This window comes from Paraburkholderia sp. BL9I2N2 (genome assembly GCF_004339745.1).
In the GTDB taxonomy this organism is placed as follows: Bacteria; Pseudomonadota; Gammaproteobacteria; order Burkholderiales; family Burkholderiaceae; genus Paraburkholderia.
The window spans coordinates 1,018,025-1,031,768 of record NZ_SMGP01000002.1 but is presented as its reverse complement, the minus strand read 5'-3'; the positions used below and the strand labels follow the sequence as shown (position 1 = coordinate 1,031,768).

The 13,744-nt window shown below is 63.9% G+C and carries 14 protein-coding genes; 7 read left to right on the top strand and 7 right to left on the bottom strand.

Going from position 1 to position 13,744, the window contains the following annotated elements; genetic code table 11:
* Positions 1-40 precede the first annotated feature (40 nt).
* The 6 genes from B0G74_RS26560 to B0G74_RS26535 all read left to right on the top strand — a co-directional run bounded on the left by B0G74_RS26560 (position 41) and on the right by B0G74_RS26535 (position 5,588).
* Entirely contained in the window at positions 41-1,228 is a 1,188-nt protein-coding gene (locus tag B0G74_RS26560; RefSeq protein WP_132377894.1) for a thiolase family protein, read from the top strand.
* A gap of 196 nt (positions 1,229-1,424) precedes the next feature.
* Positions 1,425-2,702 carry a NupC/NupG family nucleoside CNT transporter gene (locus B0G74_RS26555; RefSeq protein WP_132377892.1) on the top strand — a complete coding sequence of 426 codons (1,278 nt, stop codon included), beginning with the start codon at positions 1,425-1,427 and terminating at the stop codon, positions 2,700-2,702.
* A 15-nt stretch (positions 2,703-2,717) separates the two neighbouring features.
* Positions 2,718-3,107, top strand: a complete 390-nt coding sequence (locus B0G74_RS26550) for a cytidine deaminase (protein WP_132377890.1) — start codon at positions 2,718-2,720, stop codon at positions 3,105-3,107.
* The gene (locus B0G74_RS26545) at positions 3,104-4,069 is read left to right on the top strand and encodes a nucleoside hydrolase (RefSeq protein ID WP_132377888.1); all 966 of its coding nucleotides are present in this window, start codon (positions 3,104-3,106) and stop codon (positions 4,067-4,069) included. The genes B0G74_RS26550 and B0G74_RS26545 overlap by 4 nt, the downstream gene beginning before the upstream one ends.
* Positions 4,070-4,283: 214 nt before the next feature.
* On the top strand, positions 4,284-5,219 hold the full coding sequence (panE, locus tag B0G74_RS26540) for a 2-dehydropantoate 2-reductase (RefSeq protein WP_132377885.1): 936 nt from the start codon (positions 4,284-4,286) through the stop codon (positions 5,217-5,219).
* Between the two features lie 69 nt (positions 5,220-5,288).
* Positions 5,289-5,588, top strand: coding sequence for a hypothetical protein (locus B0G74_RS26535; protein ID WP_132377883.1), 300 nt, complete (start codon positions 5,289-5,291; stop codon positions 5,586-5,588).
* A 94-nt stretch (positions 5,589-5,682) separates the two neighbouring features.
* Here B0G74_RS26535 and B0G74_RS26530 read toward each other — a convergent pair whose 3' ends face one another.
* Genes B0G74_RS26530 through B0G74_RS26500 form a run of 7 tightly spaced genes read right to left on the bottom strand, consistent with a single transcriptional unit; the run spans position 5,683 to position 12,534 of the window.
* Positions 5,683-6,729 (bottom strand): ABC transporter substrate-binding protein, encoded by a 1,047-nt coding sequence (locus B0G74_RS26530; RefSeq protein ID WP_132377881.1) that lies wholly within the window; start codon positions 6,727-6,729, stop codon positions 5,683-5,685.
* A 32-nt stretch (positions 6,730-6,761) separates the two neighbouring features.
* Positions 6,762-7,889 carry an FAD-binding oxidoreductase gene (locus tag B0G74_RS26525; RefSeq protein WP_132377879.1) on the bottom strand — a complete coding sequence of 376 codons (1,128 nt, stop codon included), beginning with the start codon at positions 7,887-7,889 and terminating at the stop codon, positions 6,762-6,764.
* Positions 7,882-9,315 carry an FAD/NAD(P)-binding oxidoreductase gene (locus tag B0G74_RS26520; RefSeq protein ID WP_132377877.1) on the bottom strand — a complete coding sequence of 478 codons (1,434 nt, stop codon included), beginning with the start codon at positions 9,313-9,315 and terminating at the stop codon, positions 7,882-7,884. Before B0G74_RS26520 ends, B0G74_RS26525 begins: the two co-directional genes overlap by 8 nt.
* Positions 9,312-9,680, bottom strand: coding sequence for a (2Fe-2S)-binding protein (locus tag B0G74_RS26515; RefSeq protein WP_243658367.1), 369 nt, complete (start codon positions 9,678-9,680; stop codon positions 9,312-9,314). The genes B0G74_RS26520 and B0G74_RS26515 overlap by 4 nt, the downstream gene beginning before the upstream one ends.
* Before the next feature lie 23 nt (positions 9,681-9,703).
* Positions 9,704-10,498 carry an ABC transporter permease gene (locus tag B0G74_RS26510; protein WP_132377873.1) on the bottom strand — a complete coding sequence of 265 codons (795 nt, stop codon included), beginning with the start codon at positions 10,496-10,498 and terminating at the stop codon, positions 9,704-9,706.
* A 37-nt stretch (positions 10,499-10,535) separates the two neighbouring features.
* A complete protein-coding gene (locus B0G74_RS26505) occupies positions 10,536-11,450 on the bottom strand; it encodes an ABC transporter permease (protein ID WP_132377871.1) in 915 nt (304 codons plus the stop codon).
* Positions 11,443-12,534 carry an ABC transporter ATP-binding protein gene (locus B0G74_RS26500; protein WP_132377869.1) on the bottom strand — a complete coding sequence of 364 codons (1,092 nt, stop codon included), beginning with the start codon at positions 12,532-12,534 and terminating at the stop codon, positions 11,443-11,445. Before B0G74_RS26500 ends, B0G74_RS26505 begins: the two co-directional genes overlap by 8 nt.
* A gap of 302 nt (positions 12,535-12,836) precedes the next feature.
* On the opposite strand from B0G74_RS26500, the gene B0G74_RS26495 reads away from it, so the two are divergent.
* Positions 12,837-13,718 carry an IclR family transcriptional regulator gene (locus B0G74_RS26495; protein ID WP_132377867.1) on the top strand — a complete coding sequence of 294 codons (882 nt, stop codon included), beginning with the start codon at positions 12,837-12,839 and terminating at the stop codon, positions 13,716-13,718.
* Positions 13,719-13,744: the final 26 nt, after the last annotated feature.

Genomic DNA, 13,744 nt, shown 5'->3' with positions numbered 1-13,744 from the left:
CGCATGGCCAATGAGGTGTTGAACCAACTGGAGAGAAATGATGGCGAACCAGCGAGAAGTAGTGATCTGCAATCCGGTGAGAACGCCGATCGGCGCATTCGGCGGATCGTTGAAGGACGTGCCGGCAACCGAAATCGGCGCGGTCACCGTGCGTGAGACATTGCGCCGCAGTGGACTCGACGCGGCTGAGTTGGCGTCGGTGGTGATGGGCAATGTGATCCAGGCCGGCAACAAGATGAATCCCGCGCGCCAGGCATCGATCGGCGGCGGTGTGCCAGTGGCCGTGCCGGCATTGACGGTCAATCGCGTGTGCGGCTCGGGCGCGCAGGCAATCGCATCGGCGGCCCAGGAAATCCTGCTAGGTCTCGGCGATGCGGCCGTGGCGGGCGGCATGGAAAACATGGACCGCGCGCCGTATCTGCTCGACGGCGGCCGTTGGGGCTACCGCATGGGCAACGCGCAGATCCACGACAGCCTGTTGCGCGATGGCCTGAACGACGCGTTTTCCGGCGAGCATTCCGGCTGGCACACGGAAGACCTCGTCGCGCAATTCGACATCACGCGCGAAACTCAGGACCGTTGGGCCGCGCGTTCGCAGCAGCGATTTAGCGAAGCCCAGGCGCGCGGCGATTTCGACGCCGAACTGGTTGGCGTGGAAATAGCAGGGCGCAAAGGCCCGCAGCACTTCACGCGCGATGAACAGCCGCGTCCCGACACCACCGTGGAAACGCTGGCCAAACTACGTCCGGCATTTCGTCCCGACGGCACGATCACCGCAGGCAATGCGCCCGGATTGAACAGTGGCGCGGCCGCAATGCTCGTGGCCGACCGTGGTTTCGCGGAAGCACACGGTATCGCGCCGTTCGCGCGTCTCGTGTCTTATGGCGTTGCTGCGGTCGAGCCCGGCATGTTCGGCCTCGGTCCCGTGCCGGCCGTGGAGATGGCGTTGGCGCGAGCCGGTTGGCAATTGCGCGATGTCGAGCGCTTCGAAATCAATGAGGCGTTTGCCGCCGTGCCGATCGCGGTCGCGCGCAAACTCGGCATTGCCGACGAACTGATCAACGTGCAAGGCGGCGCGATTGCGCATGGCCATCCGATCGGCGCGACCGGTGCCGTGCTGACGACACGCCTGCTTCATTCGATGCGGCGCGACGGCCTCAAACGCGGCATCGTGACGCTTTGTATTGGCGGTGGCCAAGGTATAGCGCTGGCATTGGAAATGCTGTGACTTTGAGTCGATAGCTGCAGGGTGCGTCGGCATGCGAAATACATGTCGACGCACCCTTGTCGAAGTTTCGCAGATGCGTCTCGCATCAACCGTGATGCATTCTTCGGCACTAGAGTGCCGTTCCATATTTAAAGTTTTTCTTCCGGCATCAGTTTCGTTTAGCATCATTGCCATTTTCACAAGAACATCACGAGACATGGCACTGATCGCTCGAAATATCCTCGGTATTGCCGTACTGCTTTTCATCGCGTTGATCTTTTCCACCAACCGGCGCGCTATCCGCTTACGGACTGTAATCAGCGCGCTGCTGGCGCAGATCGGTATCGGCGCATTCATTCTGTTCGTGCCGTTCGGCAAGTCGATACTTTCGGGCGCGGCGTCCGCCGTCAATAATGTGCTCGGCTACGGCAACGCGGGCATCGAGTTCCTGTTCGGCGGCCTCGTGCAAGCGAAGATGTTCCAGGTCTTCGGCGACGGCGGTTTCGTGTTCGCCGTGCGCGTGTTGCCGGCCATCATCTTCGTCACGGCGTTGATCTCCGTGCTGTACTACCTCGGCGTGATGCGCTGGATCGTGATCGTGCTCGGCACGGTGTTTCAGAAGCTGCTCGGCGTGTCGAAGCTCGAATCGTTCTCCGCGGTCACCACGATCTTCCTGGGTCAAAGCGAAATGCCCGCCGTGGTCAAACCGTTTACGCGCGACATGACCGGCGCTGAATTGTTCGCGGTGATGTCGAGCGGCATGGCGGCCGTCGCCGGGTCGGTGCTGGCGGGCTATGCGGGGCTCGGCGTGCGCATCGAGTATCTGCTGGCGGCGTCGTTCATGGCGGTGCCGGGTGGCTTGCTGTTCGCGAAGATCATTCATCCGTCCACCGAACCGAGCCGGGTACATCTGGACAACCTCAACTTCGACGAGAAGCGTCCCGCCAATATCATCGAGGCCGCGAGTTCCGGCGCGACCGTGGGCCTGAAAATCGCGGTGATGGTCGGCGCGATGCTGATCGCGTTCGTCGGGCTGATTGCATTGCTCAACGGGATCGTGGGCGGCGTGGGCGGCTGGTTCGGCCATCCGCAACTGTCGATGCAATCGGTGCTCGGCGTCATCTTCGCGCCGCTCGCCTATCTGATCGGCGTGCCGTGGAACGAGGCCACGATCGCCGGCAATTTCCTCGGCCAGAAGGTCATTCTCAACGAGTTCGTCGCGTATGCGTCGCTGTCGCCCTATCTGAAAGACGCCGCGAGCGTGACCGCGGCCGGTCTGCAGGCGCTCGATCCGCGTACCATTGCTATCCTGTCGTTTGCGTTGTGCGGCTTCGCGAACTTTTCGTCGATCGCGGTGCTGACGGGCGGCTTTAGCGCCGTCGCGCCCGGACGCCGTGCCGAAGTCGCGCGTTACGGCCTGCGTGTCGTGCTCGCCGCGACGCTCTCGAACCTGATGAGCGCCACGATTGCGGGCATGTTCATTACGCTGAATTGAATCGAGGATTGCTGGATGAATATGGAACAACTGTTGGAACGCGCGGGGCTCGCGCGAGAAAAGGCCTATGCGCCTTATTCGAAATTCAAGGTCGGCGCGGCGCTGCTGACCAAAGACGGCCGGGTGTTCGACGGCTGCAACGTCGAGAACGCCTCGTACGGTTTGTGCAATTGTGCGGAACGTACCGCGTTTTTCAGCGCCATTGCGGCGGGTTATCGGCGCGACCAGTTCGCCGCGCTTGCGGTGATCGGCGATACGGACGGCCCGATTGCGCCGTGCGGCGCGTGCCGCCAGGTGATCATCGAACTGGGCGGCCCTGAATTGCCGATTCGCCTCGGCAATCTGCATGGCGCCACGCGCGACACCACCGCGCGCGAACAATTGCCGGACGCGTTCTATCTATGAGCAGGCACAAGGTCATCTACGACACCGACCCAGGTGTGGACGATGCAATGGCGCTCGTGTTTCAGGCGCTGCATCCGGATATCGAACTGCTCGGTCTGACGAGCGTATTCGGCAACGCGACGATCGAAACAACCACGCGCAACGCGCGCGTTCTCGCCGGACGGTTCGCCGCCGGCGTGCCGGTCGCGCAGGGTGCGGCGGCTCCGCTCGAGCGCAGCGCGCCTGAACCGCTCGCGTGGATTCACGGCGACAACGGGGTCGGCAATATCACATTGGATACAACGGACGCGGCCGCGCTCGATGCGCGCCCCGCGCATCGCTTCATCATCGAGACGGTGCGCGCGCATCCTGGCGAAGTGACGCTGCTTGCCGTGGGTCCGCTCACGAACCTTGCGCTCGCGCTTGCCGACGATCCGCAGATCGCCTCCCTCGTCAAGCAGGTGGTCATCATGGGCGGTGCGTTCGGCACGGACGGCGTGCTCGGCAACGTCACGCCCGCGGCGGAAGCCAATATCCTGGGCGACCCGGATGCCGCCGACATCGTGTTCGGCGCGGCGTGGCCGGTTGCGATTGTCGGGCTGGACGTCACGCAGCGCACCATCATGAGCCACGAGTATCTGGCTTCGCTGCGCGAGCGCGGCGGCGCGGCCGGTCAGTTCGTGTGGGAAGTGTCGCGGCATTACGAGGCGTTTCACGAGCAAAGCGCGCAGCTTGAGGGCATCTACGTGCACGATTCGTCGGCGGTGGCCTATGTGCTGGCGCCGCAACTCTATACGACGCGCAGCGGTCCGGTGCGCGTGTTGACGGACGGCATCGCGGTGGGCCAAACCATCCAGAAGCCGTCGGCCATGCCCGTGCCCGCCCCTGCCTGGGATAGCCGGCCCGATTGCAAAGTATGTGTCGAAGTGGATGTGCCAGGCATGCTGGCGCTTTACGAGCGCACCATTTGCGGCACGCTTTGAGAATGACGCGGTCGTATGACAGACTCACATGCGGCAGGCGCGGATTGATCTGACGTAAGCCGCTGTGCAATGCAACACGCCGGACCACGGCAATCCTGGCCGGTGCCGATCTTCAATCTTTGCTACATTTCTGCACACGCACTGCATAAGCGCCTCCTGAAGCCGTGGCTCATGGACGCCGGTGCGTGACCGAAATCTATCAAGAGGCCAAAAGATGCGAATTCTAGTAGTAGGGGCGGGCGCCGTGGGCGGCTACTTCGGCGGGCGTCTCGCAGCGGCGGGCCAGGACGTGACCTTCCTCGTGCGTCCCGGCCGGGCGGAAAAGCTCAAGCGTGACGGACTCGTCATCAGCAGCGTGCGTGGCGATCTCAAGCTGCCCGATCCGCAAACGATTCTCGCCGGCGTCAGCGCCGAGCCGTTCGATCTCGTACTGTTGAGCTGCAAAGCCTTCAGTCTCGACGACGCCATCGATTCCTTCGCGCCGCTGGTCGGCGAGTCGACGCTGATTCTGCCGATGCTCAACGGCATGCGCCATATCGACGTGCTCAACGAAAAGTTCGGCGCCGCGCGCGTGCTGGGCGGTCAATGCGTGATTGCCGCGACGCTCAATGCCGAGCAGCACATCGTGCATCTGAACGACACCCACGCGATCACTTTCGGCGAACCGGCCGGCGGCACGTCGGAGCGTGTCCAGGCGATCGCCGACGCGATGGCCGGCGCGAATTTCGACGCACTGGTCAGCGACAACATTTTGCTGCGCATGTGGGAGAAGTGGGTGTTCCTGGCCACATTGGCGGCCGGCACGTGCTTGATGCGCGGTTCGGTGGGCGATATTTTGGCTGCGCCGGACGGCAAGCGCGTGATCGAGAATCTGTTGGGCGAATGCCGCGCGGTGGCGGAGCACAACGGTTTCACGATGGGCCCGGACTTCGATGCACGCGCCACGCAAACGCTCTTCACGCCATCGCCGCTCACCGCGTCCATGTTGCGGGACGTGGAAAACCACTCGCATACCGAGGCGGATCACATTCTCGGCGATCTGATTTCGCGCGGCGGCGACGCGCAAAAGGGCGAGCACGGCTTGTCGTTGCTGCGCATCGCCTATAGTCATCTGAAGACGTACGAAGCGAGGCAGGCCCGCACGTCCTGAGCGATACCACGGGCACGAATCGGGACTCCGCTGGCATGGCCAAAACAGCCTAACGATCAGAGGTGAAGCATGCCGAGTCCAATCGGATCAGTGCCCGCACTCAGTGCCGCTTCGGCCACGATCTTCTCGATCGGCATCGTCTTTCTCGGCTACTGGGGTTTGTATGAACCGACCACATGGCGAGTTGCCGACGTCTTCGTCTTCGTGTCAGCGCTCATCGGTTTCGGGTGTCTCGGGCTCGTGCCGTGGGTCGCGACGAGTCCCGTCGAGCCCGAATCCAGCGATAGCCGGATTCGCATTGCGCGGCATCTGTTTCTTGTCGGCGTGGTGGGAATCTGGCTTGCGGTGGCGATGTCGGTGATCTTCTAGCGCAACCACGCAACACGACGCTCCCGCACAAAAAAACGCGCGCCTTGCAGCTTTGCAAGGCGCGCGTTTTCGTTGAAGCGCAACCAATCAGCGCTTAACGCTCGATCTGCCGGTTCCAGCGCGTATCCCACTGCGCGCGGTGCGCGTTGATCGTATCCCAATCCACCACCGTCACCTTGCGCACCAGATCGTCCACATTGCCGAGGCTCTGCTGCATGGGCGGCGTCATCTTCGCGAGATGGTTGGTGGGAATCTGGCGGCCGGCCTCGGCGGCCCTGGTTTGCGCCGGCGCCGACAACAGGAATTGCGCGAGCTTCTGCGCCAGTTGCGGATCGGGGTTGTTGTTGACCACGCACAGGTCGACCAGCAACAGCACCGGACCTTCCTTCGGATTCACATAGCCGACCGGAATGCCCTTGTCCGCCAGATCGCCCACGGCGGTCGGCGTCAACGGGAACAAGCCCGCTTCGCCGGTCTGGACCATTTCGGAAATCTTCGCCGAGTTCGGCACATACTCGACCACGTTCGGTCCCACCGTGCTTGCCCACTTCGTAAAGCCCGGCTCCACGTTCTGTTCGCTGCCGCCCATCAAGCGGTTGATGGCGAGAAAGCCGTGCAGCCCGAAGGTGCTGCTCGACGCCGACTGGAACACCACCTTGCCCTTGTATTTCGGATCGGCGAAATCCATCCACGAGGTTGGCGGGGCCCAGCCTTTTTCAGCGAACAGCTTCTTGTTGTAGGCAATGCCGGTCATGCCGAGCTGCACGCCCGCGCCCATGTCGTCCTTCATGCGCGCGAACGGATAGAGTTCCTTGAGCACGGGCGCGTCGTCGAGCTTCTTGCACACGCCCATGCTGACCGCGCGCGCCATCACGCCGTCGTCGAGAAACACCACGTGAATCTGCGGGCTGGCCTTGTTGGCGAGCAGCTTGGCGAGAATGTCCGACGACGTGCCCGGCACTACCACCACCTTCACATTGTTGGCTTTCTCGAAGTCGGGCAGCACCTGGCTCGTATAAGCCTTCTCCATCGGACCGCCGTTCATGCCGATGTAGATCGTCTTGCTTTGCGACCACGCCGGCGCGGCCGCGCCGAATGCACACATTGCGGCCAGCGCCGCGAGCGTCTTGAACAGTTTCATTGAGGGGCTCCTGAGATTCACTAAACGAGGACTTAAGCGACCGGTGAGGTCGCGACAGCAGCAAAGCGGCCAATCGAAAAAGCGTCGAGTGGCGTGGCGGTGGCGCCGTCGACGACGAGATCGGCGAGCACGTCACCGACACCCGGCGCGAGCAGGAAGCCGCCGCCTGAAAAACCGAATGCATGCAACAGACGCGGCACGGTACGGCTCGCACCGATGATCGGATTGCTGTCGGGCGTTTCGCCTTCCACGCCGCTCCATGTGCGGATCAGCAGCGCCTCGCGCAACGCGGGCAGCAGCGCGCATGCGTCGCGCATCACGGCGCGCGTGGTGTCCGTCGACGGCTGGCCGTATTCGCCGTCGCCATGTCCGCGTCCGCCGCCGATCACGCAATTGCCGCGCGCCACTTGCCGCGCGTAGATGCCGCCGCCATACACGCCCAGGTTGTGCGTGATGAAGAGCGGCAGCGGTTCGGTGACCCACATGTTCGGGTAGATCGGTTTCATCGGCACGGTCTCGCCGAAGTAGCCCGCCACCGTATTCGCCCACGCGCCTGCGGAATTGATGAGCCAGTCGGCGCTGATGCGCAGGTCGCCGGCGCGCAGTTGAAAGCGCGTGCCGTCGTGATGAATGTCGGTGAGTTCGGTTTGCTCGCGCACGTCCGCGCCGGCGGCCCGCGCGGCTCGTGCGAATGCGGGCGACACCAGCCGCGGATTCGCATGACCGTCCGTCGCGCACAGCGAGCCGCCAACGGCCGCTGGCCCGAGCCACGGATAGCGTTGGCGGAACGCCGCGCCGCTGATCAGTTGCGCGTGCAGTCCATAATCGCGCGCCATGTCGGCCCACGTTTGCAGCGCGACCAGATCGCTTTCGCTGCGAGCCAGGCGCAAGTGTCCGGACACCGTGAATTCGCCGTCGATGCCGATCAGCTCCGGCAAGCGGTCCCAGATACGCCGCGCGCGGATCGCGAGCGGCATCTGTTCGACAGGGCGTCCCTGGCAGCGCACGCCACCGTAGTTCACGCCGCTTGCTTGCGCGCCGCAATAGCGCCGCTCGAACAGGCCGACGCGCAAGCCTCGCTTCGCTAAAGCCAGCGCAGCCGATGAACCGACCAGGCCGCCGCCCGCGATCGCGACGTCGTAGTGCAATGTGTCACTCATCGCGCGCCTCCACGGGGATGTCGGCGATGTCGTCGGCAACCATCTCCGGCGCGAGCGGAATCGGTTTGACGGGCGGCTGGCTGCGCAGGCGGCCCACCGCGTCGAGCGATTGGCCGGTTTCCTCGGCGAGCAGGGTCAGCGCGGCTTCGCCGCACATGCGTCCCTGACAGCGGCCCATGCCGACGCGCGTGAGCGCCTTCAGCCGGTTGATCTCATTCGCTTCGCCGTCGCGGATGCAGCGCCGCATCGTGCCCGCGTCGACCTCTTCGCAGCGGCACACGGTCATGTCGTCGGGCCATTGCGACGCGCATTTGGCCGACGGCGCGAAGGCCATTTCGATGCCCTCGCGAAATACCGCGATACGTTTCAGGCTGCGCTCGATCGATGCGGCGTCCGGCATGCCCGGACCGCGTGGATGCGCGATGCCGAGATCGTCGAGCAAGGCCAATGCGGCGCGGCGGCCGGCCAGTTCGGCGGCGTCCGCGCCGGCGATGCCTGCGCCGTCGCCGGCGAGATAAAGGCCGCGCACGGAACTGCGTCCCGCCGGGTCCACTTCGGGGAGCCAGCAACGGTTGGTCGCGTCGAAACGGAAGCGGCAGCCCGCGAGATCGGCCAGCTGCGTTTCCGGTTTCAGGCCGAAGCTCACGCCGACCGCGTCGCATGCAATGGTTTCGGTCGGCGAATCTTCACGCGACGCGCGCCATTCGAGCGCTTGCACACCATCGACGCCGCGAATGCCGACCAGCGTCACATTGCGCTCGATCCGCACGCCATGCGTTTTCAGCCAGCCGACGTAATACAGTCCTTTCGCGAAAGTAGACGGCAGGCGCGCGAGTTTCGGCGCTGCGGCGATCTGCTGCGAGAGCGGACTCGTGTCGAGCACGGCCACGACTTGCGCGCCGGCTTTCACGTACTGGTACGCCACCAGATACAACAGCGGTCCGGTGCCGGCCAGCACGACGCGCCGGCCGATCGCGCAGCCTTGCGCCTTCAGTGCGACCTGGGCCGCGCCGAGCGTGTAGACACCCGGCAACGTCCAGCCCCGCACCGGCAGCACTCGGTCGGTCGCGCCGCTGGCGATGATCAGATGCGAGAACGGCACGCGCAGCTCGCGCCCCGCGTGCAAGGTATCGAGGCGGCCCGCTTCGCAGGCCCACGCGAGCGTGTCGGGGCGATAGTCGAGATGAGGCAGAAGCGCGGCCATGGTCGAATGCAGGGCTTCGGCCTTGTGCGCTTCGAAACCGTAGAGCGTTTTTTTCGAGCGCTCGAAGCCGCCGTTGGCGGGCGGTTGCCGATAAATCTGGCCGCCCCAGCGTGCGTTTTCATCGATCACGATCGGCTTCACGCCGGCCGCGACCAGCGTCTCGGCAGCGCGTACGCCGGCCGGCCCCGCGCCGACGATCACGATGCGGCGTTCGTCGCTCATCGGGCGTCTCCGGTTTCATCCGCGGCGCCGGCTTCCACAGCGGCGAGTCGCGTGAGCACACGCATGCCTTCGCTTACGAGCGTCGAGCACGCGCGCACGCGCTTGCCGTCTTCGGTGCGCATCCAGCAGTCCTGGCATGCGCCGATCAGGCAGAAACCCGCGCGCGGCGCGCCGCTGAATTCGCTTTCGCGCACGCGGCGTTGTTGCATCAGCACGGCCGTCAGCAGCGTATCGCCTTGCAGCGCGGTGACTTCCTGGCCATCGAGAAAGAAGTGCAACGGTTCGCGCCGCGTTTCCGCCACGCGGATGAACTGCGGCTCGCGGCGTGACGCGGGAGCGTGAGTAGGCGGCAAGGTGGACGGCATGAGAGCGTGGTCGGAAGAGGACATCAGTGCTGGCCGATCAGAATGCGGTTCAGGCCGTACACGCGGTCGAGCAGCAGCATCGCGCCACCAGTGATGAAGATCACCAGCGCCGAGACGGAGGCCATCATCGGATCGATCGATTCGGTCGCGTACATGTACATGCGCACCGGCAGCGTGACGGTTTGCGGCGAGGTGACGAAGATCGACATGGTCAACTCGTCGAAGCTGTTGATGAAGGCCAGCAGCCAGCCTCCGGTGATGCCCGGCAGAATCATCGGGAAGGTGATGCGGCGAAACGTGGTCCACGGGTCGGCGCCGAGCGAGTGCGCGGCATGCTCGACGCTGCGATCGAGGCCGCTCACCGAAGCCAGCACGAGCCGCATGACGAACGGCGTGATGATGATCATGTGCGCGACCACGAGCCATGCGAACGAGCCGGTCGCGCCGATCAGCGCGAAGAAGCGCAGCAGCGCGATGCCGAGTACGAGGCCGGGAATCACGAGTGGCGACAGCAACAGCCCGTTAAGGAACCTGCGCCCCGGAAAGCGCGCGCGGCCGATGGCGAGCGCGGCGGGGAGCGCCACGATCAGCGACAGCGTCGCCGAAGCGAATGCCAGCTTCAGACTGTTAAAAAACGCGCCGATGAAATCCGGGTAATTGAGGATCGCGCGAAACCAGCGCAGCGAGACGCCGTGCGTGGGCAACGTGAGCGTTTCGTCGGGCGTGAAGGCGACCAGCACGACGATCACGAGCGGGGCGAGCACGAACGCGATCACGAGCGTGTGGAAAATCAGCGCGATGGGGCCGTTTTTTCTCATGATGTTTTCATTGAGTGAGCCAATGTATGCCGATGAATTAGCCGAGGCTTCTGGCGTACTTGCGTTCCAGAACCCGGTAGTACGTGAGCATCACGATCAGATTCGCGACCAGCAAAAGGAGCGCGATGGTTGCGCCGAGCGGCCAGTTCAGCGAGCCGAGGAATTCGTCGTAGACGGCGGTGGCGGCGACCTTCAGGCGTCGTCCGCCGAGCAGGCCCGGAATCGCGAAGGCGCTTGCCGACAGACCGAACACCATCAGGCTGCCCGACAGAATGCCCGGCGTCAGTTGCGGCAGGACGATGCGGCGCAGGGTGGTGGCCGGCGACGCCATCAGCGAAAGCGCGGCGTTTTCCGTTTGCGGGTCGAGCTTCTGCAAGGCGGTCCATACCGGAATCACCATGAACGGCAGCATCACGTGAACGAGTGCAATGACGATCGCGAAGGTGGTGTACTCGAGTTTGTACGGCCCGAGTCCGACCAGACCGAACGCCTGGTTCACGAGGCCGTTGGTGTTGAGCAGCATGCTCCAGCCGAACGCCCGTACCACCACTGAGACCAGCAGCGGCGCGAGAATCACCAGCAGGAACATCGAGCGATACGGATCGCGCATGCGAGAGAGCACGTACGCTTCCGGCGTGCCGATCACGATACACAGCAGCGTGACCAGAAACGCAATGCCGAAGGTCCGCAAAAAGATGGTGTGGTAATACGACGAGCTCAGCACTTCCGCGTAATTGCCGAACTGGAATGCGGCGATCGGCCCGCTGGCCGGATCGAAGCGATAGAACGTCAGCACTAGCGTCATCAATAGCGGCACCAGCACGAGCGCCACGAACAGCAGAAAGGCCGGCGCGCACATCAGCCAGAGCGGCAAAAACGCATGCCAGGGCGCGCGGCGGCTGTTGCCGGATTTCATGTCGCGGTCGTCGGTGGCGGGCAGCGTACTAGCCATGATGCGCGTCCCGTTGAATGAAGCGGATTGCCTCGCTGTTCCAGTCGACGCCGACCGCCGCGCCTTCGGCGAGCGGCTCCGTGCCTTCGTTCTGGCAACACACCAGCACTTCGCCGAGCCGGCTGTCCAGCCGGTACAGCCACTGGCTGCCGAGGAAGAAGCGGCTCGTCACGGTGGCCGGCACACGTCCGGCGTTCGGTGCGCACAGGCGCAGCTTTTCCGGGCGGATGCACAAGGTCACCGCGTCGCCGACGCCGACCACGCGCTCGCGCGCCGGCAACTGCGCCGTGTGCCCCGTCTCGGCGAGATCGTGGCCGAGGTCGATGCGGATCGCGTCGCCGTCGCGCGCCACCACGATGCCGGGCAGCATGTTGGCCTTGCCGATGAACTGCGAGACGAAGCGATTCTCCGGGCGCTCGTACGCTTCGTACGGCGTGTCGATCTGCGTGATGCGGCCGGCTTCCATCACCACCACGCGATCGCTGATCGATAATGCTTCGGATTGATCGTGCGTCACCATGATGGTGGTCGTGCCGATCTTGCGTTGAATGCCGCGCAGTTCGAACTGCATGTCTTCGCGCAGCTTGGCGTCGAGGTTCGACATCGGTTCGTCGAGCAGCAGCACCGGTGGCGCGATCACGATGGCACGGGCAATCGCCACACGCTGCCGTTGACCGCCGGAGAGTTCGCGCGGAAAGCGATGCGCGAGCGCGTCGAGGCGCACCAGCGCCAGCGCTTCGCGGATGCGCTCCTTGCGCTCGGCCTTGTCGATGTTGCGCATCTCCAGCCCGAAGCCGACGTTGTCGGCGACGCTCATGTGCGGAAACAGCGCGTAGCTCTGGAACACGATGCCGAGACCGCGCTTGTTCGGTTTCATGTGCGTGATGTCGCGGCCGTCGAGCGTGATGCGTCCGCGCGTCGTTTCGACAAAGCCCGCGATCATCTGCAAGGTGGTGGTCTTGCCGCAGCCGGACGGTCCGAGCAACGAAACGAACTCGCCTTTTTCCACCGACAGGTTCACGTCGGCGACTGCCTGCAGATCGCCGAACGATTTCGTTACGTCCGTGAGTGTAAGGAACGACATGATCTGGCCTTTGGATGTTGCGACACCGGTTCAATCGACTACTGCCTCGATGACGCCGACTCTAGCTAGCCAAATTACCGTCAGTCAATTTCAAATTCCGTTTGCCGGTATAAGATTGGAAAAAATTCCATTTGATGGAATGTATTCGGTAGATCGATAGCAAACGTTCCGCTGCGTGATGTCCGGAAAATCCCTATGAATCATTAACGCAACGGCGACACAGAGGATGACGGGCCGGATTCCACTTGCGGATAAAACACTTTATAGTGTTCCGATCAGTGAAATAATTGCGAACCGTAAAGATGAACGCTGCCGCCAAACGAGATACCGACCCATCCGCCGCCGACGAGACCGGCGGCGCGCCCGGCCCCGGCATGCTGGAACGTGCGTTCGCGGTAATCCGCGCGTTGTCCGAAGCGCAACCCGATGGCGGCCGCGTCACGCGTCTCGCGAAAGCAGTCGGGCTGACACAGGGCACCGTGCATCGCATCCTGCATGCGTTGATCGCGGAAGGCATCGTCGAACAGGACGAGAACTCCAAGCTGTACCGACTGAGTGTCGATTTCTTCGCGCTCGCGGCGCAGGCCGGCAATCCGAGCGGCATGCGCACACTGTGCCGTCCCGCGTTGCTGCGCTTGTGCGCGAGTCTGGGCGACACGATCTTTCTGCTCGTCAAAAGCAGTTTCGACGCAGTGTGCCTCGACATCTGCGAAGGGCCGTTTCCGATCCGCTCGTTCACCGGCGATATCGGCGGGCGCGTGGCGTTGGGTGTCGGGCAGGGCAGTCTGGCGATTCTCGCGTTTTTGCCCGAGGCCGAGCGCGAGGAGATCATCCGCTTCAACGTGCCGCGCATTCGTGGGTACGGCGTGCTCGACGAAGTGTATTTGCGCACTGAGATCGAGCGTGTGCGCCAGTTGGGCTACGCGGGGCGCAATAGCGGCGTGCTCGACGGCATGGCGGGCGTGGCGGTGCCGATTCTGGATCGCACCGGCGTGGCGGTGGCGGCGTTGAGCGTCGGCACGCTGGCCGCGCGTCTGGGCGACGACCGTCTGCCGATGGTGGTCGAATTGCTGCGTCGGCAGGCCGATGCGATCGGCCCGCAAACCAATCCGTTCGATGTCGCGTTGCGCCGGCCAATGCACGGCTTGTCGCGCGCGATGACGACTGAACGGATCACGGGCTGAGCCTAAGCGCGATCACCGAGGCAGCG

Excerpts from the sequence above, each read along its gene's own strand:
- B0G74_RS26560 (WP_132377894.1), top strand. The coding sequence starts at position 41 with ATGGCGAACCAGCGAGAAGTAGTGATCTGCAATCCGGTGAGAACGCCG.
- B0G74_RS26555 (WP_132377892.1), top strand. The coding sequence starts at position 1,425 with ATGGCACTGATCGCTCGAAATATCCTCGGTATTGCCGTACTGCTTTTC.
- B0G74_RS26550 (WP_132377890.1), top strand. The coding sequence starts at position 2,718 with ATGAATATGGAACAACTGTTGGAACGCGCGGGGCTCGCGCGAGAAAAG.
- B0G74_RS26545 (WP_132377888.1), top strand. The coding sequence starts at position 3,104 with ATGAGCAGGCACAAGGTCATCTACGACACCGACCCAGGTGTGGACGAT.
- panE (WP_132377885.1), top strand. The coding sequence starts at position 4,284 with ATGCGAATTCTAGTAGTAGGGGCGGGCGCCGTGGGCGGCTACTTCGGC.
- B0G74_RS26535 (WP_132377883.1), top strand. The coding sequence starts at position 5,289 with ATGCCGAGTCCAATCGGATCAGTGCCCGCACTCAGTGCCGCTTCGGCC.
- B0G74_RS26530 (WP_132377881.1), bottom strand. The coding sequence starts at position 6,729 with ATGAAACTGTTCAAGACGCTCGCGGCGCTGGCCGCAATGTGTGCATTC.
- B0G74_RS26525 (WP_132377879.1), bottom strand. The coding sequence starts at position 7,889 with ATGAGTGACACATTGCACTACGACGTCGCGATCGCGGGCGGCGGCCTG.
- B0G74_RS26520 (WP_132377877.1), bottom strand. The coding sequence starts at position 9,315 with ATGAGCGACGAACGCCGCATCGTGATCGTCGGCGCGGGGCCGGCCGGC.
- B0G74_RS26515 (WP_243658367.1), bottom strand. The coding sequence starts at position 9,680 with ATGCCGTCCACCTTGCCGCCTACTCACGCTCCCGCGTCACGCCGCGAG.
- B0G74_RS26510 (WP_132377873.1), bottom strand. The coding sequence starts at position 10,498 with ATGAGAAAAAACGGCCCCATCGCGCTGATTTTCCACACGCTCGTGATC.
- B0G74_RS26505 (WP_132377871.1), bottom strand. The coding sequence starts at position 11,450 with ATGGCTAGTACGCTGCCCGCCACCGACGACCGCGACATGAAATCCGGC.
- B0G74_RS26500 (WP_132377869.1), bottom strand. The coding sequence starts at position 12,534 with ATGTCGTTCCTTACACTCACGGACGTAACGAAATCGTTCGGCGATCTG.
- B0G74_RS26495 (WP_132377867.1), top strand. The coding sequence starts at position 12,837 with ATGAACGCTGCCGCCAAACGAGATACCGACCCATCCGCCGCCGACGAG.